The sequence below is a fragment of the Gemmatimonadota bacterium genome, assembly GCA_040388535.1.
In the GTDB taxonomy this organism is placed as follows: Bacteria; Gemmatimonadota; Gemmatimonadetes; order Gemmatimonadales; family GWC2-71-9; genus Palsa-1233.
On record JAZKBR010000002.1, the window covers coordinates 678,839 to 704,549 of the forward strand.

25 protein-coding genes are annotated in these 25,711 nt (G+C 64.8%); 10 read left to right on the forward strand and 15 right to left on the reverse strand.

Going from position 1 to position 25,711, the window contains the following annotated elements; all coding sequences use genetic code 11:
- Positions 1-20: 20 nt before the first annotated feature.
- The 4 genes from V4558_06570 to V4558_06585 form a co-directional block, all read right to left on the reverse strand.
- Positions 21-836 carry an alpha/beta hydrolase-fold protein gene (locus tag V4558_06570; GenBank protein MES2305150.1) on the reverse strand — a complete coding sequence of 272 codons (816 nt, stop codon included), beginning with the start codon at positions 834-836 and terminating at the stop codon, positions 21-23.
- An 81-nt stretch (positions 837-917) separates the two neighbouring features.
- Positions 918-3,479, reverse strand: coding sequence for a TonB-dependent receptor (locus V4558_06575; protein ID MES2305151.1), 2,562 nt, complete (start codon positions 3,477-3,479; stop codon positions 918-920).
- Positions 3,480-3,580: 101 nt separating this feature from the next.
- A complete protein-coding gene (locus tag V4558_06580; GenBank protein ID MES2305152.1) occupies positions 3,581-4,555 on the reverse strand; it encodes a nitronate monooxygenase in 975 nt (324 codons plus the stop codon).
- Positions 4,552-5,019, reverse strand: a complete 468-nt coding sequence (locus V4558_06585) for a hotdog fold domain-containing protein (protein MES2305153.1) — start codon at positions 5,017-5,019, stop codon at positions 4,552-4,554. The genes V4558_06580 and V4558_06585 overlap by 4 nt, the downstream gene beginning before the upstream one ends.
- A 138-nt stretch (positions 5,020-5,157) precedes the next feature.
- Here V4558_06585 and V4558_06590 point away from each other — a divergent pair, with 138 nt between their 5' ends.
- Together V4558_06590 and V4558_06595 are read left to right on the forward strand one after the other, a co-directional pair.
- The gene (locus V4558_06590) at positions 5,158-7,650 is read left to right on the forward strand and encodes a zinc-dependent metalloprotease (protein MES2305154.1); all 2,493 of its coding nucleotides are present in this window, start codon (positions 5,158-5,160) and stop codon (positions 7,648-7,650) included.
- 128 nt (positions 7,651-7,778) lie between these two features.
- A complete protein-coding gene (locus V4558_06595; GenBank protein ID MES2305155.1) occupies positions 7,779-8,948 on the forward strand; it encodes a hypothetical protein in 1,170 nt (389 codons plus the stop codon).
- Here the strand turns inward: V4558_06595 and V4558_06600 are convergent.
- From V4558_06600 to V4558_06625, 6 genes are all read right to left on the reverse strand, one after another.
- Positions 8,945-9,553, reverse strand: coding sequence for an isoprenylcysteine carboxylmethyltransferase family protein (locus tag V4558_06600; GenBank protein ID MES2305156.1), 609 nt, complete (start codon positions 9,551-9,553; stop codon positions 8,945-8,947). The genes V4558_06595 and V4558_06600 overlap by 4 nt on opposite strands.
- An 18-nt stretch (positions 9,554-9,571) precedes the next feature.
- The gene (locus V4558_06605; protein MES2305157.1) at positions 9,572-10,129 is read right to left on the reverse strand and encodes a hypothetical protein; all 558 of its coding nucleotides are present in this window, start codon (positions 10,127-10,129) and stop codon (positions 9,572-9,574) included.
- 77 nt (positions 10,130-10,206) lie between these two features.
- Complete coding sequence (locus V4558_06610; GenBank protein MES2305158.1) at positions 10,207-10,371, reverse strand: hypothetical protein; 165 nt, start codon at positions 10,369-10,371, stop codon at positions 10,207-10,209.
- Positions 10,364-11,149 carry a DUF1080 domain-containing protein gene (locus V4558_06615; protein ID MES2305159.1) on the reverse strand — a complete coding sequence of 262 codons (786 nt, stop codon included), beginning with the start codon at positions 11,147-11,149 and terminating at the stop codon, positions 10,364-10,366. The genes V4558_06610 and V4558_06615 overlap by 8 nt, the downstream gene beginning before the upstream one ends.
- Entirely contained in the window at positions 11,146-12,558 is a 1,413-nt protein-coding gene (locus V4558_06620) for a serine/threonine-protein kinase (GenBank protein MES2305160.1), read from the reverse strand. Before V4558_06620 ends, V4558_06615 begins: the two co-directional genes overlap by 4 nt.
- Positions 12,559-12,568: 10 nt before the next feature.
- Complete coding sequence (locus tag V4558_06625; GenBank protein MES2305161.1) at positions 12,569-13,645, reverse strand: SRPBCC family protein; 1,077 nt, start codon at positions 13,643-13,645, stop codon at positions 12,569-12,571.
- Between the two features lie 143 nt (positions 13,646-13,788).
- Here V4558_06625 and V4558_06630 point away from each other — a divergent pair, with 143 nt between their 5' ends.
- Genes V4558_06630 through V4558_06640 form a run of 3 tightly spaced genes read left to right on the forward strand, consistent with a single transcriptional unit; the run spans position 13,789 to position 17,995 of the window.
- Entirely contained in the window at positions 13,789-15,210 is a 1,422-nt protein-coding gene (locus V4558_06630) for an amidohydrolase family protein (GenBank protein ID MES2305162.1), read from the forward strand.
- The gene (locus V4558_06635) at positions 15,207-16,661 is read left to right on the forward strand and encodes an amidohydrolase family protein (GenBank protein ID MES2305163.1); all 1,455 of its coding nucleotides are present in this window, start codon (positions 15,207-15,209) and stop codon (positions 16,659-16,661) included. Before V4558_06630 ends, V4558_06635 begins: the two co-directional genes overlap by 4 nt.
- The gene (locus V4558_06640; GenBank protein MES2305164.1) at positions 16,661-17,995 is read left to right on the forward strand and encodes an amidohydrolase family protein; all 1,335 of its coding nucleotides are present in this window, start codon (positions 16,661-16,663) and stop codon (positions 17,993-17,995) included. Before V4558_06635 ends, V4558_06640 begins: the two co-directional genes overlap by 1 nt.
- On the opposite strand, the gene V4558_06645 is transcribed toward V4558_06640, so the two are convergent.
- Positions 17,979-18,467, reverse strand: a complete 489-nt coding sequence (locus tag V4558_06645; protein ID MES2305165.1) for a glutathione peroxidase — start codon at positions 18,465-18,467, stop codon at positions 17,979-17,981. The two genes, V4558_06640 and V4558_06645, sit on opposite strands and share 17 nt — an antisense overlap.
- Positions 18,468-18,631: 164 nt before the next feature.
- On the opposite strand from V4558_06645, the gene V4558_06650 reads away from it, so the two are divergent.
- Positions 18,632-19,099, forward strand: a complete 468-nt coding sequence (locus tag V4558_06650; GenBank protein MES2305166.1) for a hypothetical protein — start codon at positions 18,632-18,634, stop codon at positions 19,097-19,099.
- Positions 19,100-19,199: 100 nt separating this feature from the next.
- On the opposite strand, the gene V4558_06655 is transcribed toward V4558_06650, so the two are convergent.
- Positions 19,200-20,654, reverse strand: coding sequence for a DEAD/DEAH box helicase (locus V4558_06655; protein MES2305167.1), 1,455 nt, complete (start codon positions 20,652-20,654; stop codon positions 19,200-19,202).
- A gap of 132 nt (positions 20,655-20,786) precedes the next feature.
- Between V4558_06655 and V4558_06660 the strand changes: the two genes are divergently transcribed.
- Positions 20,787-21,005 carry a histone H1 gene (locus V4558_06660; GenBank protein MES2305168.1) on the forward strand — a complete coding sequence of 73 codons (219 nt, stop codon included), beginning with the start codon at positions 20,787-20,789 and terminating at the stop codon, positions 21,003-21,005.
- Positions 21,006-21,160: 155 nt separating this feature from the next.
- Here the strand turns inward: V4558_06660 and V4558_06665 are convergent, their stop codons facing one another.
- Positions 21,161-21,727, reverse strand: a complete 567-nt coding sequence (locus V4558_06665) for a hypothetical protein (GenBank protein ID MES2305169.1) — start codon at positions 21,725-21,727, stop codon at positions 21,161-21,163.
- Positions 21,728-22,047: 320 nt separating this feature from the next.
- Here V4558_06665 and V4558_06670 point away from each other — a divergent pair, with 320 nt between their 5' ends.
- Positions 22,048-22,893, forward strand: coding sequence for an IS1 family transposase (locus V4558_06670; GenBank protein ID MES2305170.1), 846 nt, complete (start codon positions 22,048-22,050; stop codon positions 22,891-22,893).
- Positions 22,894-22,897: 4 nt separating this feature from the next.
- Here V4558_06670 and V4558_06675 read toward each other — a convergent pair whose 3' ends face one another.
- A complete protein-coding gene (locus V4558_06675) occupies positions 22,898-23,446 on the reverse strand; it encodes a GNAT family N-acetyltransferase (protein MES2305171.1) in 549 nt (182 codons plus the stop codon).
- Positions 23,447-23,534: 88 nt separating this feature from the next.
- Positions 23,535-23,705 (reverse strand): hypothetical protein, encoded by a 171-nt coding sequence (locus tag V4558_06680; protein MES2305172.1) that lies wholly within the window; start codon positions 23,703-23,705, stop codon positions 23,535-23,537.
- A 774-nt stretch (positions 23,706-24,479) separates the two neighbouring features.
- Between V4558_06680 and V4558_06685 the strand changes: the two genes are divergently transcribed.
- Positions 24,480-24,794: an energy transducer TonB gene (locus V4558_06685; protein MES2305173.1), complete on the forward strand. Its 315-nt coding sequence runs from the start codon at positions 24,480-24,482 to the stop codon at positions 24,792-24,794.
- A complete protein-coding gene (locus V4558_06690) occupies positions 24,791-25,663 on the forward strand; it encodes a TonB family protein (protein ID MES2305174.1) in 873 nt (290 codons plus the stop codon). Before V4558_06685 ends, V4558_06690 begins: the two co-directional genes overlap by 4 nt.
- Positions 25,664-25,711 lie beyond the last annotated feature (48 nt).

Consider the following 25,711-nt stretch of genomic DNA (forward strand, 5'->3'; position numbering starts at 1 on the left):
AGAGAATGGGAGCCCCAGATCTACCGTATCGGACGGCGCTCCGCCAGCATCCCCACCAATGTCGACCAGTGGGCCCGGACCCGGCGCGCCCATGACGCTTCGTCGTGATCACCGTCGGGATCCTCGAGGACCCGCAGGGAATCGTCGAGCCGCCAGCCGCGCCGAACCAGGAGCTGACGCATCCGTCGCACGTCGGCGATCTCGTCGTCGCCCTCGAGCGCGCCGGCATCAAGCCAGATCCGCCCGACCGGCGCGGGCTGCTCGGCGATCCATCCGAAGATCGCTGCGTCGGCATACCAGAGCGCCGGTGAAAGCGACCAGGCGACACCGAACGTTGCCGCGCCGGCGATGACGCCGTAGAGCGCGATCAGTCCGCCCATCGATGAACCAGCGATGCCGGTCGATTCGCGATCGGGCAGGGTACGAAAGGAGGCATCCACCAGCGGCTTCACCGTTTGCGACAGAAAGGCGAGGTACGCCGCGCCTTCACCGGGGCCGCGAATGATGTCGTCGAACGGTGAATACTCGTGCAGCCGCTCGACGCCGAGATTCGGAATCGCCACGAGAATCACGGGTCGACGCGCGCCAAGGAGCGAGAGGGTCTCGAGCAGCTGCCAGTGCCCGGCGAAGGAGGTGGCCGGGTCGAAGCAGTTCTGGCCATCCTGGAGATAGACCACCGGATAACGACTCGATCCCTCGGCATATCCTGGGGGGAGTGCTACCAGGATATCGCGCACGGCGGTGCCCGGTCCCGGTACCTGGGCGAGGCGCCAAAGTGTGGGGGTGGGTCCAGCGCCGAGATCGACGGGAAGCGGTAACGGAAGTGGCGTGCTCACGCGGGGCAAGGATAATCGGGGAAACGAACCGGGGGCGGCCCCGAAGGAGCCGCCCCCGCCTCAACTGCCGATTGCCTCAGTTCAGAAGGCGGCCGTCAGCCCCGCCAGCACGCGACGACCAATCACCGCGCCGCCGTAGAGCTGGTAGCGCTGCTGGTCGAAGATGTTGGTGCCGACGACGAAGACCCGGTAGCGCTGGGTCATCTGCCAGCCGGCGTTGGCGCTGACCGACTCGGACGAAGGGACCTTGCCGACGAAGACGCCAGCGGCCCAGTCATACGAGGCAACGAAGCGGCCCGAGATCGAGGCGTCGAGGCCGTTGTGGGCGCCTTCATAGGCCAGGGTGAGGGTGCCCTTCTTCTTCGGCGTGTTGGGAAGGAGTTGATCCCCTGCCGCCGATGCTTCCTTCACCTTGAAGTCGAACCACGAGTAGCTGCCGTCGATGCGGAACTCGTTGGTCAGCTGATAGCCGAGTCCGACATCGATGCCCTTCTGGTCAACCTTGCCGGCGTTGGTGTACGAAACCACGATCGCCGTGTTGCCATCTTCCTGACGCGTGAGGCCGGCTGCTGCGAGTGACTGCCCGGCCGCGGCCAGGTTCGACTTCACGGTCGCTTCGAGTGTGGGGCGGAACTGCGCCGGCACAGCCGCCGGCGAGGTCCACGCGCCGAAGGTCGGGTTGACGCCCGGGAGCAGGTCGGTGACGAAGTCACGGATGTTGTTCTGGTACGCATCGACCGTGACATACAACTTCGACGTCAGGCTGCCCTTGTAGCCGAGTTCGTAACCGTTGGTCTTCTCCACCGTGAGGTCGGCGTTGCCGCGGGCGACGATCGGCACGGCCGCCGACGTGGTGAAGAGCGTGCCGACCGGCACACCAGCGAGGGCGGGCCCGAGCGCCGACGCACGGAGTCCGGCCTCGAGGTTGGTGAAGTTGGCTGGCACGCCCGCTGCTGCGCGGAGGAAGAACTCCGAATAGTTCGGCGTCTGGAACGCCTTGTTGAAGGTGGCGCGGAACGAGTGGTTCTGGCTGGGCGAGAAGACCAGCGCCGCCTTAGGCGAGAACTGCCCTTCGAAGAGATCACCCTTGTCGTAACGCGCCGCGCCGACGAGGCGAAGCTTCGGCGAGAGCTTGTACTCGAGCTGCGTGTATGCCGAGTAGACCTTGTCGTGACGGTCATCGTCGACCGGGCGCATCAGCGTGCCGTCGGTATTGACGTTGTACTGCCGGAACGATGCGCCGACGATCGCCTTGCCGTTGGTGAGGAAGGCAGTGTTGCCCTGCGCCTCTACGTGCGTGATCGTGGCGCGCTCGATCAGCTGCGCACCGCTGGCGAGTGAATACTGCGCGGTGGTGTCTTTGGATGTCCGGCGGTTGGCGTAGGCAAAGACATTGAGGTGCTCGCTGTTGAAGGCCGCGCGGGCATACGGCTTGAATCCCTTGCGCACCTGCACCCGGCCAATGCCCGTCACCAGAGTTTCGTTTTCAGACTGCGAGGCCCCGCCTTCCAGCGTGACCACCGATCCCGACGTGAAGTAGCGATCGAGCCTGGCGCTGCCGTACGCCGACTTGAGGGGGTCGGGGTCGCCCAGCGGGGCGCGGGTCCCGGCCGCCAGCGTCTGCCCGTGGAGCGGCAGCGCTTCGACGCCGGCAGCCTTGACGACAAAGTCATCGGCAGCCTTCACGGCGTCCTTGTATTCGTTACGCATCGAGAAGGTGAAGGCACCACCGGCGCCCACCGAGTCCACCTGCGTCCGTGCACGGCTCCAGCTGTCGCTGCGGCCGTAGCCACCGCCGACACGAATGCCCCAGCGGCCCTCGCCGAAGGTCTTGGCTGCACGGCCGTCGACCTTGAAGGAATTCAGCTCACCACCGCTGACCGAGATCTTCGCGCCTTCGGCTTCGCGCGGCGAGAGAGTGGTCATGTTGATGACGCCGGCGAACGCATTGGCGCCGTAGAGCGCCGAACCCGGTCCGCGCACCAGTTCCATGCCGCGGAGGTCTTCGGTGGAAGTCGGGATCGAGCTCCATTCCTGCGACCCGAGGAAGGCGATCGCGAGGTCACGACCATCGAGCAGTGTCAGTACCCGACGATTCAGCGACGAATTGAAGCCGCGGGCGTTGATGTTGAAGTCGTTGACACCACTCTGCACGAGGTCAACGCCGGGTGCCTGGGCCAGCGCGAGCGGCACCTGACCGGTGGCACCGGTGTTTTGCAGGACCCGCGGTTCGATCGAGGTCGAGGCCGCCGGCGCTTCGACGCTGCGCTCGGGCTCACGAGAGACGGCCGAAACGGTGAGGTCAGCGAGACTAACCGGCTTCGGTTCGAGTGCCGCGTCGACGGTGGACTCGCCGTTCACGGTGATGGTCTTCTCCACCGGGGCATAGCCGAGCCATCGGAAGACGATGGTCTGCGCACCGGAGGGAATACGCTGCAGGATGTACTTGCCATTGGCGTTGGTCACTGTGGCGACACCGACCCCGCGAACCGTGACCTGGACGCCGGCCAGGGCCGCGTTGTCACCAGTGCGAGTGACCGTGCCACGAACCGTGCCCATGGACTGCGCTGCCGCGGCATTGACCCCGATCGCAGCGAATGCGAACAAGGCGAGGCCGTGGACCCGAACGTTCCTCAGGAACATGCGTGGATCCTCAGAAAGAGGGAGCTGCGGAGCGGGGGAGATGCCCGGGGGAACCCCGGTACTGGATAAAAGATGGGGACGAATCGCGAATGAGGAAAGAGTCACCCCCGAAGTGCGGCCTCGAAACGTCGGACCACATCCCCCGCCCCTTCCAGCGAAGTGATCCCGGCCACGCTCTTTCCCGCCTGCCAGAATTCGGTGCTGCCGGAGCTCTCGAGCGATGATCGTTTCAGTTGCCAGAGCGACTTGAGGGCGTAGAGGGTGCGCATCCAGTGCTTGGTGCGCCTGCCCCGCAAGAGCGCGCGGGCGAGGGGCCCCGCGTGCAATCCCATCCGGGCAACGTAAGGCGTATTGATAATGGCGACCGGGACGCCCGTAATTCGTTCGGAGAGGACGATGTCATCTGCATCGGCGGCCAGAATCGCCGCCTTGTAGGGTGCACTCGCGGTGCATTCGGTGGTGGCAATGAAGCGAGTCCCACACTGCACCGCCGCGTAACCGAGGTCGATCATTTCGCGAAAGGCCGGCGCATCACCGACCCCGCCTGCCGCAACGACCGGCAGGTTGAAGTGGGCCAACTCGGTCAGCAGTGCGGCGGCGTCGAGTCGCCCGGCATGGCCTCCCGCGCGGCGATTGACGGCGATCAGCCCATGCACGCCGCCGACTACCGCCTTCTCGGCCCACTTCACTTCGGTCACGTCGTGATAGACCACGCCGCCGTGGGGCGCCACAAGATCCACCACCCAGCGTGGATTGCCGAGCGACGTGATGAAGAAGCGAACGCCTTCTTCAAGGGCGATGCCGAGCCACTTCTCCATGCGGTCACGATAGGTGCGCGACGATTGCTCGATCAGCGCGTTCATGCCGATGGGCTTGTCGGTGCGTGAGCGGATGAAGCGGAGCCCCTCACGAAAGTCGTAGCCGTGCACATAGGTGAGCGAAATGGGCTGCACGACACCGATCCCGCCCGCTTCCGACACGGCAGCCACCAATTCCGGATTGGAGCAGGGATACATCGGCCCGCAGATGAGCGGGACGCGAATGCCGACCGCTCGAGTGAACGCAGTCTCGGTCACAGGGGAGCGAGGCGCCAGGTCACGGTGGCCACCGCGACAATGTCGCCGGACGCATCGGTGATCGTCGCCGTCACTTCGGCGTCGACGGGTTCGTGCACCGGCGGCGGCGACACCCGACTCTCGGCCAGAAGAGTCCCCCGCGCCTTCTTCCGGTATTCGATTCCCAATGCCGTGACGATACCACGGGCTCCGCTACCGACGGCGCTCAGCATCGCGAGTCCGCTGGTGACCTCCGCGAGATTCACGAGCGCGACCGCATGAATGGATCCGAGGTGCTGCCGGACGGCGCGCCGGTCACGGAGGGAGACGCGCACGTGCCCGGGTTCGAGTGACTCGACCCGGGCACCGATCGAACCGGTGTACGGCGCCACAAACCCGAGCAGTCGAGAGAAGAGCCACTTCCCGCCGGGGAGTGGTGCGAGTCGTTGCCAGGCAGCGAGAAGACGGCCGACCGGGTCTTTCAATGGGAACTCCAGACGGGAATCACAGCGGGGGAGCGCTGAAACGATGGCGGCTTGCCACCCGTTGGGGAAGAGGCAAGGCGTCCTTTTAGATTTCGCGCCGCGCGTTCTCCCTCACTCTCCATCCGCTCCGGACCTCCCATGCGCCTTCTCGCGTACGTCCTCGTTCCCGGGCTGCTGCTCGCCAGTTGTGCCAAGGCGAAGCCGGTCGCTGCCCCGGCCCCGGCACAACTCCCTGCCGCCGCTCCGGCCGGAACCACGCCTGCGCCCGGCGCAGCGATCACTCCACCGCGCCCACCGACGGGGCCGCAGCCCTACGAGAAGGTGGTGGTGAAGGGAGCGAAGAGCGATCCGGGGCTCTTCCTGGTGCACAAGGTGGAGGCGAAGACGCTGTTCGAGCTTCCCGATTCGCTGCTCGATCGCGACATGCTCTGGCTCACGCGGCTGGCCGCCGCTGCGGAGGACCTCTCGCCGTTCATGAACGCCGGGTCCAACGTCAACGAGCAGCTGGTGCGCTGGTCGCGCGAAGGCGACCGGATCCTGCTGCGCAGCTACTCCTTCCGCTATGTCGCCGACAGCAGCCTGCCGATCGCGAAGTCGGTCGCGGCCAACACCTTTGCGCCGATCCTGCGGAGCTTCAAGATCGAGGCCTTCGCCAAGGATTCGCACGCCGTGGTTATCGATGTCACGTCGTTCTTCGACGACGATGTGGCCGCGATCAGCGGCATGGGCCCGGGCATGCGCACGCAGTTCAAGGTGCGGCGCATGGATCCGGCCCGCTCGTTCGTGGAGTCGGTGAAGTCCTTCCCACTGAACATCGAAGTCCGCCAGGTCCAGACCTTCGATGCCGCGGAGCCGCCATCACAGGGTGCCTCCGCGACGGTGTCGATCCAGGTGGCGCAATCGCTGGTGCTGCTGCCGAAGGAGCCGATGCGGCCGCGCGCGGCCGATGATCGGGTGGGCTGGTTCACCACCGACCAGATCGATTTCGGTTCGAAAGAACTGAAGGCCGCCTCGCGCTCGCTGATCAACCGCTGGCGGCTCGAGCCGAAGGATCCGGCGGCGTATGCCCGCGGGGAACTGGTGGAACCGGTCAAGCCGATTGTGTTCTACCTTGATCCGGGAACGCCGACCGAGTGGCGCCCCTTCATCAAGCAGGGCGTGCAGGACTGGCAGAAGGCGTTCGAGGTCGCCGGCTTCAAGAATGCGATCATCGCCAGAGATCCACCGAGCAAGGCGGAGGATCCCGATTTCGATCCGGACGATGTCCGCTACTCGTCAATTCGCTATGTCGCCAACATGACCCGCAATGCGATGGGACCGAGCGTGGCCGATCCGCGCACGGGAGAGATCATCGAGAGCGACATCATCTGGTATCACAACCATCTGCGGTCGTACCGCAACCGGTTGATGGTCGAAACCGGTGCGGCCAATGCGGACGCACGCTCGCTGCACACCGGTGCCACCCTGATCGGTGAGACGGTGCGAGAGGTGATCGCGCACGAGATCGGCCACGCGCTCGGCCTGCCGCACAACATGATCGGCTCGTCGTCGTTTCCCGTGGACTCGTTGCGCAGTCCGAGCTTCACATCGGCTCACGGTGTGAGCCCGTCGATCATGGACTATGCGCGCCAGAACTACGTCGCCCAGCCAGGCGACGGGGTGACGCGCTTTGTGCGGATGATGGGGCCCTACGATTTCTACGCCATCAACTGGGGCTACCGCGTCCTGCCGAACGCGCCGACCTCCGAGGCAGAGAAGCCGACCCTCGACCGCTGGATTCGCGAGAAGGCCGGTGACCCGATGTATCGCTTTGCCGGCGGTGACGGGATCGATCCGCGAGCGCAGACGGAAGACATCGGCGACGATCCGGTGCGCGCTTCGACGTTCGGAATCGCGAACCTCAAGCGGGTGCTGCCGATGCTGCCGACCTGGACAGCGACGGCGGGAGAGGACTACAGCGACCTCAGCGAACTCTACGGCGAACTGGTGCAGAGCTACACGCGCTACCTCGGGCACGTGGTCACCCTGGTCGGCGGTGTCTACCGCACCACCAAGATGACGGACCAGGCCGGTCCGGTGTTCGAACCGGTGCCGGCCGCAAAGCAGCGCGACGCCATCCGGTTCTTCGACCAGATGGTGTTCACCACGCCGATCTGGCTGGTCGACCCGGCGATTCTCTCGCGGATCGAAGGTGGCGGTGCGATGGAGCGCGTGCGCACACAGCAGAGCTTCGTGGTGAACCAGTTGCTCGATGCCTCGCGCCTCGGCCGGATGAACGAGAACAGCGTCTTCGGCGGGGCAGGTGTCTACACGCCGATCGCGATGCTCGCCGATGTCCGGAGCGCGATCTGGAAGGAACTCGGTGGCAGCGGATCGATCGACCCGTGGCGCCGGCAGCTGCAGCGGGTTCACCTGGAGCGGTTGCGGACCCTCGCGATCGCTGACGGTGCCCCCGCTACCCGAGGCCCGGATCCGAAGACCTCCGATGCGCGCCCGCTCGCGCGTGGCGAGCTCGCGGCGCTGCGCACCGCGATCCAGGCCCGACTTGCGCGTGGTGGCGATGAGGCGACCCGGCGCCACCTGGCAGATGCCATCGCGCGCATCGGTGAAACACTCGAGGCGCGAAAGTAGGGCGCTGAGCCGCCATCGTGTGGCCTCGTCGCAACACGCCGGCGAGGCCACCGATATCAGGACTCCTGATCTGGCGCGGCTTCGCGTCGCTGGTCCGGATGTTGCCCCCGGAGAGGATCCACAGATGAATGGAGCCTCTCCGCGTGGCGGTGCGCTGGTCGTTGTTGCTGTCCCTGTTGTGTGTCACCACCGGATGCGACACGCCCGAGGTTGACTCCTCGCCACCGTTCGTGGTCCCTGCACTCACGCTCCCCGCGTGGCGCGGCGGATTCGATGTCGGTCGCGAGCGCGCGGCGTGGACGGATTCGAGCCGGGGCCGGACGCTGCTGGTCACCACGTACTACCCGGCACTCATGCTCGATACCACGCGCCGTGAGGTCGTGGCGGGCGATTCGATTGACGCGATCCTGCATCGCGACGAACTGGGTCGCAAGCTTGGACCCGCGGCCGCGAGCGGGCTGGTCGCGCTGCACACGCGCGCCGGCGCCGATGCCCCGGTCGCGCCGTGGGATGAACGTTTTCCGGTGCTGCTCTTCGCGCCCGCGGCGGGCTGGCTTCCAGGAGACTATTCGAGCCTCCTCGAAGGGATTGCGAGCCACGGCTTCGTCGTCATCGCGGTCGCAGCGCCAGGCGAGTCAGGCACACTGCGCCTGCCCAACGGCGAGATCGTGCGGCCGCGCATTCCTGACGATGGCACCGTGTCACGGCTGTCGACGGATCTGGCCTTCCTGCATCAGCAGGTGGCAGTGCTCAACAACGACCGCGACTCGCGATTCCATCAACGGCTCGCGCTCGGCTCGGTGGGTGTCTTCGGGCACGGAGTCGGTGGCGCCGCGGCCGTCCGCGCGGCAGCGCGCGACACCACGCTTACCGCGGTTGCGAATCTCGATGGTGACCTGCTGCTCGGCTTCGAGAAGACGGTGATCGGGCAGCCCATCCTCTTCGCGACGACGGAACCACTCGCCATGGCGCGGGTGCCGGTGGATCGCTGGAGTGAGGATCGGAGCGAGCGGCGGCGTGGGGAACAGTGGGACGAACTGTCGGGCGGTTCGCGGCGCCCGGAGCGCGTTCGCCTTCCCGGGATGCACCAGTGGAATTTTCTTGATGCGGCCCTGGTTCCGCGCACGGCCATGTCGCCGGATCGCCGGCGCCCGCGCTTCGGCAGCATCGATGGCGCACGCGGACTGGCCCTCGCTATTGACCTGACGTCGCAATTCTTCCGGGATGCCTTCGCGTCATCGCACCAGGGCTACGACGTGGTGCGAACCCTCTATCCTGAAGTCTCGCTAGGACGCTAGCGCGAGCGACTGCGCCGGCGGCCCGATGACGCGACGCGCAGCGTCTGGGCCGCGATCGAGGCCTCGGGTTCTGCTGGTGCCCAGCGCCGACGGCGCGGCATCCAGCATCGCACACTCCGACGATACAACTCATAGCTGCGCCCGAAGACACGCTGCAGGTCGTGCTCCTCGTCGCGGCGGCGTACCAGGTGCCAGAAGAGGGCGGCCGCTCCGAGCACGATGAGGATGAGGGCGGAGCCCGTGTAGAGTGACACCGCAATACCCTGCGCCAACCCGGCCACCACCATCGGATTGCGGACCCAGGCGTAGGGGCCATCGATGACGAGGTGTCGCGGTGCATCCACGCGTGCCGGCGTCCCGCGCCCTTTCACCGCCAGCAGCAGTGCACTCCAGAGCGAGACAACGCTCGCGAGCACCATCACGGCCACGGCGAGGCTCTGCTCCGGTTCGAAGAAGAGTTCGTGAAGTTCCATCGCGCTTTGCCACGAGATGATCAGGTGCGGCAGCAGGTAGAGGCCGATGGTCCAGACCACGGTGAGGTGGACGACGGTCTTGATGACCAGCCACGAGGTCGGTGCCCGTTCAGCGGTCTGGTACCAGGGCATCGCGTCGGTAGCTCCAGCTCAGGGTGACGTGCGCAACAGCCGCTTCAGCCCGCGAATGAGGGCCAGAACGCCGACCACCTGGCCGAGGTGATAGAGGCTGTTGTGATCGAACGGCCAGACGAGGATGAATCCGAGAGTCGTCGCCTGTAGCCCGCCCGCAACAATACTGAGTAGCAAGCCTAGTGCCACCATTGTCGCACCGGGCCAACGGCGCCTGGCCAGGGCGGCATAGACCCCCAGTGCCCAGAGGAGGGCGACCCCCTCGAACAGCACAAATACCAGGTAATTCCCGTGCTGCAGCCGGGTCATCAGGTAGAAGCCGAGGGCCGCCAGGAGTGCCCAGGGGAGCCAGCGCCGGGCGCTCGGCCACCCCCGCCAATCGGCCTGGGCCCCCACAGTAAAGAGCGCGAGCGCCACACCCAGCAGCAGATAGAGGGGCTGCCAGAGGAGGTCGGTCAGGGCCGGATCGAGGTCGAGGGCGTGGACGATGGTGCCAAGAAAGGCCGCCGCCGCGAAGGCGGAGAAGGCGGCGGTCCAGACGGCGAGTCGAGGGGAGGGGGGCACAGCGCGGCGCAACGAACGGACTCCCGCGATCACCACCGCGCCGAGCAGAGCTCCGGTGGCGCCAGTGGTGACCTCGGTGAGGACGGGATTCAGGGGAGGTATTCGGCCACCCACTTGCGTGCGTAGTAGATCCCGATCGCCGTCCCGACGCAGCTCAGCATCCACGCTGTCATGAAGCCCACGAGGGAGCCGAGATACCAGCCGATGCCGCCGGTGATGGTGGTCACGATGACGACGACTCCCATCTTAGCCATCGCCGAGCTCGCGGATCCAGATGTTGCGGAAGCGCACCTTCACGCCGTGATCCTGCAACTGCAACGGCAAGGCGTCGGGATGTGCGAGATAGGCAGAGCGAACCGAGTTCGATGTCGGCCCGAGGAGCATCTGGTCTTCCTGCACGAGCACGCCGTTGTGAAATACGGTAAGGCGTGCTGGCACGGTGAGTCGCCCGTCGGTGTCGAAGTGCGGGCGATGGAAGACGATGTCATACGACTGCCACTCACCCGGCGGGCGCGTGGCATTGACCTTGGGCGGAAACTGCCCGTAGATCGAACCGGCCTGGCCATCGGCGTAGGTGGGGTTGTTGTAGGAGTCGAGCACCTGGACTTCGTAGCGATTCATCAGGAAGACACCGCTGTTGCCGCGCTCCTGGCTTTCGCCCTTCGGCGGCGTGGGAGTCATCCATTCGATGTGCAGCTGGACGTCGCCGAACGAACGGCGCGTTTGAATCGAGCCCGTGCCGGGGGCGACCTCCATCGCGCCATCGACAATGGTCCACCGTGCCGGCTTGAGCGCGGTATCGGCGACGCGCCACGCATCGAGGGATGTTCCGTCGAAGAGGACGATCGCGTCCGAGGGAGCTCCGGTCGAACCCATCGCGCCCGGTGTGATGACTGGCGGCTTCGGGCGCGTGAGCGAGTGCTGCTTCCATTCACTCGGATCCTTCGGCACCGGGTTGGGATTGGTCTGTGCTGCACCGGTCACGGCGAGCGTGGCGGCGAGCAGGAGCACGAGTGGGGCGGATCGGATCATGGCGTCCTCGGAGCGGGTGCGGCAGGTGCCGGTGCAGTGGCTGGAGTGGTGCGGTGTGCGTCGGCGATTACGCCAATCGCGGAGGAGAGCGCACCCAGCTCTCCGCCCGACAGGGCACTGTAAATAGTATCGGGCACGGCACCGGGATGATCGATGACGATGAATCCGCGGGCACTGCCCCGGCGGAACGAGGTCAGTGAATTGCCCTCGTGAAGCCAGATATCGAAGCGGCGCGCCCCGGTCGGTGTCCGTCGGATGATGCCGCGATTGGTCACGAGCATCGCTTCCTTCCAGCTCAGATTCCCCGGGATGAAGGCGTACTCGACCACCTCTCCCGGGAGCAGCGTGCCGTCGGCCTGGGCCTCGGCGATCAGTGCCGGAGGGACATTGTCGCGGGTGGCGCTGAGGGCGGGCAGCCGCCCACCGGTGAAGGTCATCGCGCCCCAGTAGCCCGCCCACACCGCCAGGCCCAGCGCGGCAACCAGGACCACCACGGCAAGTGCGATGCGTCGGGCGCGACGCCAGCGCTTGCGTCGGCGGACCAGCGCTGGTGAGAGCAGCGCCTCCGGCGTGCTGGCCGCCGTGAGTTCGCGGACCAATGTCTCGGCGTCGGGCCGCTCGTTGCGCGCCTTGCTGAGCGCACGAGTCGTTAACGCAACAAGGGGATCGGGGATATCCGCACGCAGCCGATGCAACGGCGGCGGAGTTTCCAGGATCTGCTTCGCCAGCATCCCGGCCGTGGTCGGTGATTCGAACGGCAGGCGACCGACCAGCATCTCGTAGAGCACGACGCCCAGTGAGTAGATGTCGGCACGGCCATCGACCTCCTCGCCGAGGGCCTGCTCGGGCGAGAGATACTGCGGCGTCCCGATCACCATTCCCGTGGTACGCTCACTCGCTCGTCCCGTGACGAGCGAGATTCCGAAATCGGTTACGATCGCGTGTCCCTGGCCATCGAGTAGAATGTTTTCGGGCTTGATGTCGCGGTGCACCACGCCGTGCGCATGGGCGCTCGCCAATGCCTGTGCCACCTCGCGCGCGATCTGCGCTGCGTCCGCTGCCGGGAGCGGGCCGTCGCGCGTGATCCGCTCGGCCAGCGACTGGCCGGGGACGAGCCGCATTGTGAGACAGAGCAGTCCGTGTCGCACCTCGGCCGCATAGAGCGGGACGATGTGCGGATCCTCCACGGTGGCAACCACCCGCGCTTCCCGGAGAAATTCCTCCTGCTTGTCGGCGTGCGGCGCCGAGGAAGCATCGATCACCTTGATGGCGACATCGCGCTGCAGCACCGGGTCATGGGCCCGGAAGACGGCCGCGAAGCCGCCGACGCCGAGCAACTCGATGATCTCGAGTTCGCCGGCATAGGCGGCCACGAGGCGTTGCTGCAGCGCCGCGACATCGAAGCTCATTGCCAGGTCCTCAGGTCAGGAACTCGTGCAGCAGCGAATGGAAATGGTGCACGCCGTTCTCGCGAGTCGGGGCGTAGCGTCCGCGGTCATAGGAACGCGACCGGAGATTCTGCTGCACCTGCTCGCAGATCTCGATGTCTTCGGCCTGGATCTCGTCGCTGAAGGCGACCAGTCTGGTCCAATTGGCATCGTTCGTCGCATCGTCTGGTGGCTGCGTGGAATACCACTCGAACACCACTTCGCAGTGGTCGGTGCCACGCGGAATGACCACGTTGGTCTGCATCTGCCCTTGGTAGACGTTGAGCATCACGTTCGGGAAGAGCCAGTAGTACTGCGCGTCGCTGTCGCCCTCGCTCGGGAGATAGCGACGATCGGCGCTGGTGACGGGGCGCAGCGGCGCGTGCTGGAGTGACCAGTAGCGATGCGGCTCCACGCGATACTGGTCGTAGTCGAGTTCCTTGTGGAGCCCCGGGTGTACCATCGGCAGGTGGTATCCCTCGAGATAATTGTCGACGTACACCTTCCAGTTACACGCAATCGTCCAGGTCTTGCGCATCACGAACTGCATCGCGTCGGGGTGGAAGCGTTCGGTGCGGGCCGGGATGTCTTCCAGGAAGTGCTCGAGTGGTGGCGCCTTGAGGTCGAGATTGGCGAAGACGAGCGGGCCCCAGCTGGCGACCTGCACCGGCATCAGTCGCATCTCCTCCGGCCGGAATCCCTCGGCGGATTCCATCTCGGGGGCGCGGAGCAGCTCGCCGTTGAGACGATAGGTCCAGCCGTGGTACTTGCACTGGAGGGTCTGGCGGGTGCCGCATCCCTGCGCCACCGGACCGGCGCGGTGCAGGCAGATATTGTGAAATCCCCGCAGCGCCGCCTTGTCGCGCAGGATCACGATCGCCTCCTGGGCGATCGACGCCGTCGCGAACTGGCCACTCTCCGTCACCTGGGCGGTGCGGCCGACCAGCTGCCAGGTGCGGCCGAAGATCTTCTCCTCCTCGAGGGCGAGGTACACCGGATCGACATAGAGCCGCGCCGGGATGGTGGCGGCCCGATGAATGTCGGGGTTGAACGGGAAGATCAGGCTCATCGATTTGCGCCCCGGGGCGGGGTGGGAAGGATGCCGATAATTGTAGCGGCAGGAGGACGCCCCGCCCAACGAATCGCGGGAGGTTATCGTATCCGTACCGGACGCGCTGCTTCCACCGTGTCCGACCCCTCAGGAGATCTCTCATGGCACTTTCGCTCCGCCCCGCGTGGGCGGTCGTGGTCGGCGTCCTCTTTGCCGTGCCCATGGCCGCGCAACGCAATGTCCCGGCGACCTACGCCATCACCAATGCCCGGATCGTCCCGGTGGGTGCCCCGACCATCGCGTCGGGGACCGTGGTGATTCGCGACGGACTGATTGCCGCTGTCGGCGCCACCGTCGTCGTTCCGGCCGATGCCCGGATCATCGACGGCAATGGCCTCACGGTCTATCCCGGCTTCATCGATGCCTACGGCTCTCTCGGCCTGCCCACGGCGACGGCGGGCAATGCCGCTGGTGGCGGGGCTGCGGGCCGTGCCGCTGCGGCGACGACTGCAGCCCGCCCGGCCGGGGCTCCCAATTCCACCAACGCGGTCGGGCTGCAACCCGAGGTCACGGTGGTCGAGGCGCTCGACCCCGATGAGTCCTCGTTCACTGCCGCGCACGCCGCAGGAATCACGGCTGCGTTCACGGCAACCGCGACCGGTGTCTTCCGGGGCACGGCGGCGATCATCAACCTCGACGGCACCGACGTCTCGGCGATGATCCTCAAGCCGAGCGTGGCGCAGTCCATCGGCTTTTCGCGTGGTGGCGGCGGCTTCGGGGGCGGCGGTGGCGGCGGCGGTTTTCCCGGCTCGCTCTTCGCTGTCTTCGCGGCGCTGCGCCAGGAACTGCTCGATGCCCAGCGCTATCACGACCTCAAGGCAGCCTACGACAGGAATCCGCGAGGGCTGCAGCGCCCAGCGTGGGATCCGTCGCTGGAAGCCCTGCAGCCCGTGCTCGCGCGGCAGCAGCAGGTGGTGATGTTCGCCAACACGGAACGGGAAATCATCCGCGCCCTCGACCTCGCCAAGGAGTTCAACCTCCGCGTCCTGATCGCGGGCGGCAGCGAGGCGTACAAAGTCACCGATCGGCTCAAGGCGGAGAACGTGCCGGTGCTGCTCTCGGTGAACTTTCCGAGACGCACCGCTGCAGGCGGTGGTGCCGCGGGCGGCGGATTCGGAGGCGGGCGCGGTGGTGCCCCGGCCGATGACGAGCCGGAGCTGATGCGCACGCTGCGGGAGCGCGTGGAAGCGCCCAAGTCGCCAGGGCGTCTCGCCACGGCCGGGGTGCGTTTCGCGTTCCAGTCGTCGGCCAATTTCACCGAATATCTCGCGAATGTCCGTCGCGCGGTCGACGCCGGGTTGCCGGCCGATCAGGCGCTCCGGGCGATGACGCTGGGCCCGGCCGAGCTGTTCGGTGTGAGCGATCGCATCGGCACCATCGAAGCGGGGAAGATCGCGAATCTCACCATCACCCGCGGCGACCTGCTCGACAAGAGTGCGCGCGTGACGCAACTCTTCGTTGATGGCAAGCAGATCACCATTCCGGCGCCGACCACCGGCACGCCGAATTCGAGGACGCCATGAACTCCGCTCTTTTCGCGGTACTCGCCCTCGCGACCGCTGGCGTCGCGTCGAGCGCGACGCCGATTCTCCGCGTCGGCGAGAACCGCGCCGCGCAAGCGCGGCGCCTACCTGCCGCCGCGCCGGGTCCGGTGCTGATCCGGAATGCCACCGTCCTCACGGTCACGAAGGGGACGCTGCCGAACACCGACGTGCTGCTGGTCAACGGCAAGATCGCGCAGATCGGCAAGAACCTCACGGCCCCGGCGAACGCCACGATCATCGACGCTACCGGCAAGTTCGTGATGCCCGGCATCATTGATCCGCACTCGCACATGATGATCGATGCCTTGAACGAAGGGACCCTTTCGGTCACTTCGATGGTCCGGATCCGTGATGTCCTCAATCCCACGGCACCGAACATCTATCGCGCGCTGGCCGGCGGCACGACGACGCTCAACCTCCTCCATGGCTCGGCCAATACCATTGGCGGCCAGAACACCGTCGTGAAGCTCAAGTGGGGCCGCACAGGCGAAGAGATGGTCTTCCCGGGAGCCTTGCCGGGGATCAAGTTCGCCCTTGGCGAAAACGTCACGCGCAAGAACAGCGCGAACGTCGTGGTGGTGGGGCAGCCGCAGGCTGCACGCCGGTATCCGACCACGCGCATGGGGCAGGAGGAAGTGCTCCGTGATGCCTTCACGCGCGCTCGTGACTACAAGGCCGACTGGGACGAGTACCGCGCCCGGGTGGCGAAGAAGGAGCCGAATCTCGTGGCACCGCGCCGCGATCTCGAACTCGAGCCGCTGGTGGAAGTGCTCGAAGGGAAGCGGCTGGTGCACGCGCATTCCTATCGTGCCGATGAAATGCTGATGCTGCTCGAGCTCTCCGACGAATTCAAGTTCCACGTCCAGACGCTGCAGCACGGCCTCGAGGGCTACAAGATCGCCTCGGAAATCGCGAAGCACGGCACCGGGCTCTCGACCTTCGCCGACATGTGGGGCTACAAGATCGAGGCATACGACGCGATCCCATACAACGTCGCGATCGCCATGCGGCACGGCGTCGTGACCACGATCAATTCGGACGACGATGGCCGGGCGCGTCGCCTCAACATCGACGCCGCCAAGCTGATCCGGTATGGCGGCCTCACCGATGACGAGGCACTCAAGACCATCACCTACAACGGGGCTGTGCAGCTCGGCATCCAGGATAAAGTGGGGTCGATCGAAGTCGGCAAGGACGCCGATGTGGTGATCTGGAATGGTCATCCGCTGTCGGTGTACTCCTCGGTCGAGACGACCTTCATCGATGGCGAGATCTTCTTCGACAAGGCGAAGGACAAGGCGATGCGCGAGGCGCTGGCGCTCGAACGCGCCGAACTCGAGAAGGCCGAACCGAACCAGCTGCCCGCGCGTGGTGGTGGTCCCGGACGCACTGGCCCGCCCGCCACTACCCCGCCTCAGGAGGACCGGTGATGAACCGCACGTTCTGTCTCGCTGCCCTGTTCGCCACCGCGGCAGTCCCGCCGCTCTCGGCGCAGCTGGGCAGCTACAATCCGGCACCTGGCGCGCGTGGCGTCTACGTGATTCGTAATGCGCACATTGTCCCGGTGGCCGGTCCCGAAATCGCCAATGGCACGATCGTGATCGGAGTCGATGGCAAGATCGCGGCGGTCGGAGCGAATGTGGCCGTGCCCGCCGACGCGAAAATCATCGATGGCACCGGCCTCTCGGTCTTCCCGGGGATGATGGAGGCCGGCACCGCGATCGGACTCGCCGAAATCACCGAAGGCGCCAATGCCACGGTCGATGATGCCGAGGTTGGTCGCTTCAATCCGAATGTGCAGGCCTTCTTCGGGATCGATCCGCACAGCGCCCACATCGGTGTGTCGCGCGTGGTCGGCATCACTCACGTGATGTCGCGGCCGAGCGGTGGGCTGATCTCCGGTCAGGCCGCCATCATCAACATGGCGGGCTATACGGTGCCGGAGATGGCGCTGGTGCCGCGGGCCGGCATGGTGTTCAACCTGCCGAGCGCACGCGGCGGTGGACGGGGGCAGGGTGGCGGCTTCGGTGCCCCGGCCGCCACTGCAGCTGCCACACCGGGCCGGATGACGCCAACCGATTCGATCAAGCAGCTGTTGCGTGATGCCGAGGTCTACGGCAAGACTCTCGACGCCTACGCCAAGGACAAGACGCTTCCGCGGCCGAAGAGTGACTTGGTGCTGGCGTCACTGCTCCCGGTGGTGCGCGGTGAAATGCCGGCGCTCTTCAATGCGGCCACGTCGGCCGAGATCAAGGAAGCGGTCGCGTTTGCGGAGGAGATGAAGATCAAGCCGATCATCATCGGTGGGCGGGATGCACCGAAGATCACCGACTTCCTGAAGCAGCACGATGTGCCGGTGCTCTTCAGTGCGACGATGGACCTGCCGAGTCGCGAGGACGATCCCTACGACGCGAACTACTCGGCGCCGGCGAAGCTCGCGGCCGCGGGCGTGCGCTTCGCGATCATTTCGGGTGAGCCGAATCCCGACATCCGGAACCTGCCGTACGTGGCGGGGATGGCGGCATCATTCGGGCTGTCGAAGGCGGATGCGCTCAAGGCCGTGACGCTCTGGCCGGCGCAGATCACCGGACTCGGCGACAAGCTGGGCACTATTGAGGTGGGCAAGATCGCCAACCTCGTCGTGCTCAACGGCGACATGCTCGAGGCCCGGAGCGATACCAAGTATCTCTTCATCGACGGGCGGCCGGTGCCCCTCGAGACCAAGCACACCCAGCTCTACGACACGTTCAAGAATCGTCCGTAAGTCGCGCGACGATTTCGGGTTCGATCTCTTCCGGGGTGGTTTGCGAGCCAAAGCGCTTGCAGACCACCCCGCGTCGCGACACCAGGAACTTGGTGAAATTCCACTTGATGGCGGTCGTGCCGAGAATGCCGGGGCGTTCCTCCTTGAGCCAGGTCCAGAGGGGCGAAGCATCGGGCCCGTTGACGTCGACCTTGTCGAAGATCGGAAACGAGACCTGATAGTTGGTTTCGCAGAACCGGGCGATCTCCTCGGCGCTGCCGGGTTCCTGCTCGCCAAATTGATTGCAGGGAAACGCGAGCACCGAGAAGCCACGCTCCTGATACTTGCGTTGCAACTGTTCGAGGCCGGCGTACTGCGGGGTAAAGCCGCACGCAGATGCCACGTTCACCACGAGTACCACCTGACCACGATAGTGGTCGAGCGGCACGGCCGTGCCATCGGCGGACTGCACGGTAAACTGGTCGAGCGTCATGAAGTCGGTCCGGCTGCGGGAAACGGAAAAGGTATCCCTGGTCCCAAGGGTGGAGTGCCTGCAGGCGACGTTTCACTCCGGTGTGTGAGCCATCCGGTCCGTGTCGTCCCCCCGCTCGAACGGTCCGGCGCTTCCGCCTGGCCGCACATCGGAGGGACAGACAGATGACCAAACGCATTCGTGCCGCGCTCGTTGCTGCCATACTGGTCGTGGGCAGTACCGCCACTGCGCAGGCGCAGACGCACAGCAGCCATTTCGGTCCCCGACTCTCATACAACTTCGACGCCAAAGCGGCCGGGCTCGGGGCGCAGCTCAGCCTGCCGGTCGCGCACCACCTCGAGTTCTATCCATCGGTCGATGTCTTCTTCGTGGATGCCGGCTCGCTGCTCGGCATCAACGCCGACCTCAAGTACCGCATCGGCAAGGCCGACATCTCGTGGCTCTACATCGGCACCGGACTCAACATCGCCCGGCGCAGCTTCAACGGCAGTTCGCACAGTGATGCCGGCTTGAACCTCTTCCTCGGCGCCGAATCGCTGAAGGGGAAGGTGCATCCGTTCGGCGAGATGCGCTTCACCGTCGGTGACGGTTCCACCGCAGCGCTCGCAGCAGGACTCAACTTCACGTTGTAATACGCCAAAATGGCGCCACCCGAACCGGGGGACGCCATTGCACGATAGAATCAGCGAAAGACCCCGGCTCACGCGTGGCCGGGGTCTTTTCGTGTGCGATTCAGCCTGGTCGCGCCGGTCCGCGCCCGCGGCCGCGACCACCACCACCACGTGAGCTGCCACCGGTCCCGCCACGAGACGAGCCACCGCTGCTGGTACCACCGCTCGACGCGCCGCCGCCACTTGGCCGGGGCGTGTTGGGCCGAGGCGCCGACGGCTGCCCGGCCTGCTGCCGCCGCGCTTCCTTGGCCTTGGTGCGCGCACGCGCCTCGGCCTTTTCGGCGCGGATCTTGGCGATCCGTTCGGCCAACGGCACCTCGAGCTTCCCTTCCACCTTCGCCTTGTAATCGAAATCGGGAAGCGTCACGCGCGGCAGCCGCTTGCCGACGGCCTTCTCGATCCGCCGCAGATCCTCCTCCTCCTCCGGTGCGACGAAGGTGAAGGCATCACCAGTGGCCTCGGCTCGCGCGGTGCGGCCGACGCGATGGATGTAATCCTCCGGCGCCACGGGGACATCGAAGTTCACGACGTGGCCGAGCTCGGAGATGTCGATGCCGCGCGCGACGATATCGGTGGCGACGAGGACACGCGTCTTGCCGTTCTTGAAGGCCGCAAGCGCGGCAGTGCGCTGCGCCTGCGAACGATTGCCGTGAATGCGGTCGGCCTCGATCCCGTTCTTGACAAGGAACTTGGAGAGCCGGTCGGCACGATGCTTGGTGCGCGTGAAGACCAGCGCCTCGTCCATCTCGCCGCGCTTGAGCAGCTCGAGGAAGAGCAGTGACTTGAGGTCCTGCGGCACCGGGTAGAGCGCCTGGGTGATGCCGACGGCTGGCGTCGACACGCGCTGCAGGTTGATGGTCGCCGGGTTGATCAGCATCTCGCGCGTCAGTTGCGCGATCGGCGGCGGCATCGTGGCGGAGAAGAAGAGGGTCTGCCGCTTGGCCGGGATGTGCTTCAGCACGCGCCGGATATCGGGCAGGAAGCCCATGTCGAGCATCCGGTCGGCTTCGTCGAGGACCAGATATTCAATCCCCGGAAGCTTGGCGTAGGAGGCGCGGAAGTGGTCGAGGAGGCGTCCCGGTGTGGCAATGATGACGTCGACTCCGGCACGAAACGCATGTTCCTGCGGACCCATGCCGACACCACCGTAGACGGCGGCGGCAGTGATGGGGGTGTGGACCGCGAACGAGTTGAGATCCTCAAGGATCTGGGCAGCGAGCTCACGCGTGGGCGTCAGGACCAGGGCCCGGGTGGTGCGCCGGGGCTTGTCGATGAGCTGGTGCAGGATCGGGAGCAGGAAGGCAGCGGTCTTGCCGGAGCCGGTCATGGCACAGGCGAGGACGTCACGGCCGGCCATCGCTTGCGGGATGGCTTCGGCCTGGATCGGCGTGGGGCGAGTAAATCCGAGCTCTTTCAGCCCCTTGAGGAGGGACGGGTTGAGCTTGAGGTTCGAGAACGGCAGGGAAGGATCCTTGAAGCGAGAAAAGTCAGTCAGAGTCGTATAGATGGGGAAGATAAGCGGCGGACGAGAAGCGAGAAGCGAGAAGGGGGAAGCGGGAAGGGGGAAGGGAGAAGGGAGAAGGGGGTACTGGTACAGTTTGACGAAATGGCGCCGTTGCTGACGATTCGCGTGGTGCTATGTTCTGTCATGCCCAAACGTCGTACAACGCCAGCCCGCCCGACCGACGTAAATGAGCTAGCCCGTCGCATCGTAGCGATCTCGACCGGCGAGGAGTCGGACGAGTCGCCAACGGTGGACCAGAAGGCCGTCAAGCGGGGGGAGGCGCGGTCGGCCAAGCTGACGCCGGAGGAGCGGAAAGCCATCGCCAAGAAGGCCGCTGACGCCCGATGGCACGATAAAGGCTAGAAACACCAAGGGCGCCCCCGCGAGGAGGCGCCCGAGGCGCTAAGGGCGCTAGCTAACTACTTTTTGCATGTACCACCTCCCACGGGGCTTCCCGCTCTGTTGGGGTTCCCGAACGGCCAGAGGACCTTTCCACGGGTCTCCCTCTGGCCGTTCGTCTATTCGTCGTCGCCCAGCACCTCGCTCAAGGTTGGCTTCGCCTTCTTCGGCTTGCCGGGAAGTGGTACGGTGGCCTTCTTCCCGGTGACCGGCTTCGACGGGGCCGGGGCCTTCTTGGGCGCCGCCGCCGATCCGGAATTGGGATACCAGGACATCAGACCCCACATCCCCCGCCGCACCTGCTTGATCTGCCGATTCTTGCTGAGGCGCTTCAGGGCCTCGCGCACGTTGTTGTAAGCCTTGGCCGCGTCATGTTCACGGCCACCTTCAACAAAGGCGCGGGCCATGTCCTGAGGCCCCTGCGGGTTGCCCTTGCCCATCTTGTCGAGGTAGGCCCGGACCGCGTCGGTTGCACTCATGCCGACGAACTCATCTGGGGCGATCTTCTTGCTCCCGCCTCCGGAGGAGGACCGCTTTACGGGTCCGGCAGGCTCCCCGAACTCGTCGTCGTCCTCAAACCCATCGCCTTCGCCAAGGATGGCCTCGGCGGCAGCGATCAGTTTCCCGATCTTGGCGTACTGGTCGCGCCACTGCGCCAGATTCTCGGCCAGATCATCGTGGTTCATGGTGATCTACTCCCTCGGGCCAAACGTGGTTAGCTTACTGCCGTTGCCAGAGATGGCAGCGACGAGGAGAGCGGCAAACCAGCGCCGCCTACGGTTTCATATCAGTACCCTCCTCTCTGATTTCACGAAGGCTCTGGGCTTCCCTCGAAAAGACGCCCCGGAGCCTTCGTGCGTTGTACCCTTGAGTACCAATCAAGCGAAGCGCCCCCATCGCCGCAAGTCCCCCGTCTTCGACCGCCCCCAAACCGCCCCCAAGTGGTCCATTGACTTTGGGTAAACCATCAAGCATATTAGTTCAGTTACAATAACTGAGCGAGACCATGAACCGCCTGTCCACTGCCCGCCGAACCCAGATCCTTGCCGCCCTCTGCGAAGGGGCGTCAGTCAATGCGACTGCCCGTCAGACCGGCGCGAGCAAGGTCACGATTTTGAAGCTCTTGGCCGAGATCGGAGAGGCGTGCCTGGAGTACCAGCGGGCAACGTTCGTCAACCTGAATTGCAAGGTGATTCAGTGTGACGAGATCTGGTCGTTCGTTCACTGCAAGCAGGCGAACGTGCCAGATGACGAGAAGGGTCGTGGCCGTGGCGATGCGTGGATCTGGGTGGCGTTGGACTCCGAGTCGAAGCTGGTGCCGTGCTGGCACATCGGAGCGCGGGATGCGGCGGCGGCCGCCTATTTCATGGAGGACCTTGCGTCGCGCTTGTCGCATCGGGTTCAGCTGACGACCGATGGTTTCCGGAAGTATCTCCGGGCTGTCGAAGGCGCGTTCGGTTGGGGCCAGATCGACTACGCGATGCTCCAAAAGATCTACGGCCCCGCTATCACCGGCACTCACCGCTACTCACCGGCGGCGGTTGTCGGCGCCCGTGCGGAGCGCATCATGGGAAACCCCGACGCGGAACTCGTCAGCACTAGCCATGTTGAGCGCCAGAATCTGACCATGCGGATGAACGTGCGTCGGCTGACGCGCCTCACCAACGGCCATAGCAAGAAGATCGAGAACCACGGCCACGCTATCGCCCTACACTACATGTACTACAACTTCTGCCGGAAGCATGAGACACTGACCAAGGCCAAGGGCGGGATACACACAACGCCAGCGATGGCGGCTGGCGTTGCAGATCACGTATGGAAGCTGGAAGAGGTGGTGGGTTTGCTGGGGTAACCGCCTAGTCTTTCTTGGACCGTTTCTTCCCCTTCTCTTTTAGGATCGGTCCCAGCGGCAGGGCTTCGTCGAACTCTTCGGCCACCCCAATTTCGGTTTGCTTGAATATGTCGTATCGCATACTGAGGTTTTCGGGTGGTTCTTCCTGGTTCTGGACGTATTTCCGAATGACTTTTTGCGCCTGCCGCTCCCCTTTGTTCGCGACAAACTTGTATTTCATATACCACTGAACCTTATCAACGTGCGAGTCTAGGGTGATGTACCGACACCCCACACTGCCCGCGATATTTCGCCCGATCCCCACGACGTAGTCGAGAAGCGCCTCCCCGATACCCTGCCGAACCTGGGATGCGCAGACGGCCAACCGAGCCAGTTTCAGGGCAGGCGCGGAGGGGTAGTGAACGTCTTTGGGTCGTTCCTTGAATTGGAGTCTGATCGAGTCGGCCAGCAGGGAGAAGTACCCAACGAGGCGGCCCTCGTACCAGACCAGGTAGGTCTGGGTCACATTGGCCCTCATATCCCGCTCAGCATCTTCGGCGAGATATTCGTTCATATCGGCTTTTTCACAAGCAAAGCCCTCCGGGACAACAAACCCGGAGGGCAATAATTGAATATCCAGCCGATCGAAGTCGATCGCCAGACTAGACCCGCTTGGACGAATTGCGGTCGTTAATCAGCTTGAAAAGACGGTCGGCGCGGTCAATCTGCCGAATACGCTGTTCGGTGTCCGGCGTGCCCCGCCGCAGTTCATTCTGGATTTTTGTGGCCTGCTTCCCCTTAACCGCTGGGGTAGGCGTCAGTGGCTTTGCCATATCGTTCTCCTTTCTAAGTCCAGCGCGGGGAAACCGAATAATCCCCGAAATACTACGTGTGTCGTTTTGTTGACCTGTGTCACAAAGTGTTGTGCTAGCGACACGCTAGCGGCCTGCTAGCACAGTACGCGTAACTAGCTAAACCCTTGCGTTACAGGGACTTAGGCAATTACCAGTTTTGACTTTTCCATATCCTGAAAAACTGACTCGCAAGAATTGGGCGAATATTCCCCGAATTCTGAGAAAATTGATCAATTCTTTGTCACGTCACTCCTAACGGGTGACGAGTGGGCAACGTTCCTAGTGACACACGCCGACGTGACGTTACGTGACTAATTGTTTATTCGTCACGAATAGTAACTTTCGGCTGGAAATTGGAAAACCAAAGAATTGAATAAATCCCGCTAGGAAAGTGATTCAATGTTGAATCGCTTTATTGCGCCATAACATTTCGGAGCATCGCAATTACCTAACCCCCACCGTGCCACGGCATTACAGGCCGATTGCCCAAACTGTACCAGTACCGAGAAGGGAGAGGATGGGGCCGGGGGGATGGGCCCGCGCTAGATTCCCGGCTCACTCGTCATACTGCGCCACTTCAGGACCCTGACCCCCGGGGGTGATTTTCTGACTCGTATCCATCTGCTTGCTACGGCCGGGCTGCTCATCGTGGCTCCAAGGTTGGCCGCCCAGGCTTCCGGGTGCCGGAGCTTCACCCCGGACACGTCGGCGTCGGGCTCCAGTGTTGTCGCTCCTCGGTATATCCGTGGCCCGATGCCCCGGTATCCCGCCGGCATGCTCAACAAGAACACCCCGGGATATGCCCTGCTTCAATTCGTCGTGAATTGCAGTGGCCAGGTCGATTCGGCCTCGGTGGTGGTGCTTGGTGCCACCGACTCCCTGTTCGCTGCGCCGGCCGTCGCGTCAACCCTCGGTACCCGGTTTGCTCCGGCGACGGTCGATGGCCAGCGCGTCGCGATGCGGATCGAGCAACGCATCAGTTTCAAGACCGCGATCGGGTCGCTGGGTGGGCGTGCGCTGCCGTGGTGGACACCGCAGTGCCCGCCGGGCGGGTGCGTCCGCCCATGAGGTTCGCTCCTGGATGGTTGACACTCTGCTTCGTCGGTGTGGCGGTTCCGCTCGCGGCGCAATCGACGTCGTGCCGCCTCATCAATCAGGACGACAGCGTTACGACCGAGTCGGCGAGCGCGAAGCCGCCGACGTACCTGCAGGGACCAGTGCCCGCGATGCCGCAGAATGGCAGGCTCCGGGCTGTCGGCGGAAAGGTCGAGCTGAGCTTCGTGGTTGGGTGCGACGGCAGGGTTGACTCGGCCTCGATCGTGGTGAACAGCGCGTCCGATAGCGCTTTCATCGCACCAGCGCTGCTTGCGATGGCGAAGACGGAATTTGTCCCGGCAACTTCCAATGGCAAGAAGGTCGCGATGCGCGTGTTGCAGCGCGTCACCTTTGCGGCTGCCGGGTATCACACGCGCGATGGCACGGCGGTATCGCTGGCGCAGGCGGACAGCCTGCTGAACTACAGTGTGCCGGGCTGTCCTCTCATTCCCTACGACAGCGCGCAACGAGTGCCTCCGCCGGGAGTGACACCGGTGCAGTATCTACGTGGCAGCGCACCGACCTACCCACCACAGCTGAAGCGTCGCATGATTTCCGGAAGGGTCGCGATGCTGTTCGTGGTACGCTGCGACGGCCGAGTTGAGCCCAGTTCGATTCTCATCACCAGTTTCAGCGATCCGGCGTTTGTGCAACCTTCCATCCGGGCAATCGAGGAGTCGGTTTTTTCCCCGGCGACGCTCAATGGCATTCCTGCGGCCCAGGTTGTAAATCAAGCCGTGAGTTACCGCCTCGCCGGAGGCTCGGCTCCAGAGCAGTCTACGCCCGGGCCCTGGTGGGCGTCGCAGTGCCAGAACAATGTCTGCCGTTCTCCGCGACCCTGACTCAGGGCGCTGACATGCACCTCTTTTGTTCGCTACCCGCACCCAGGA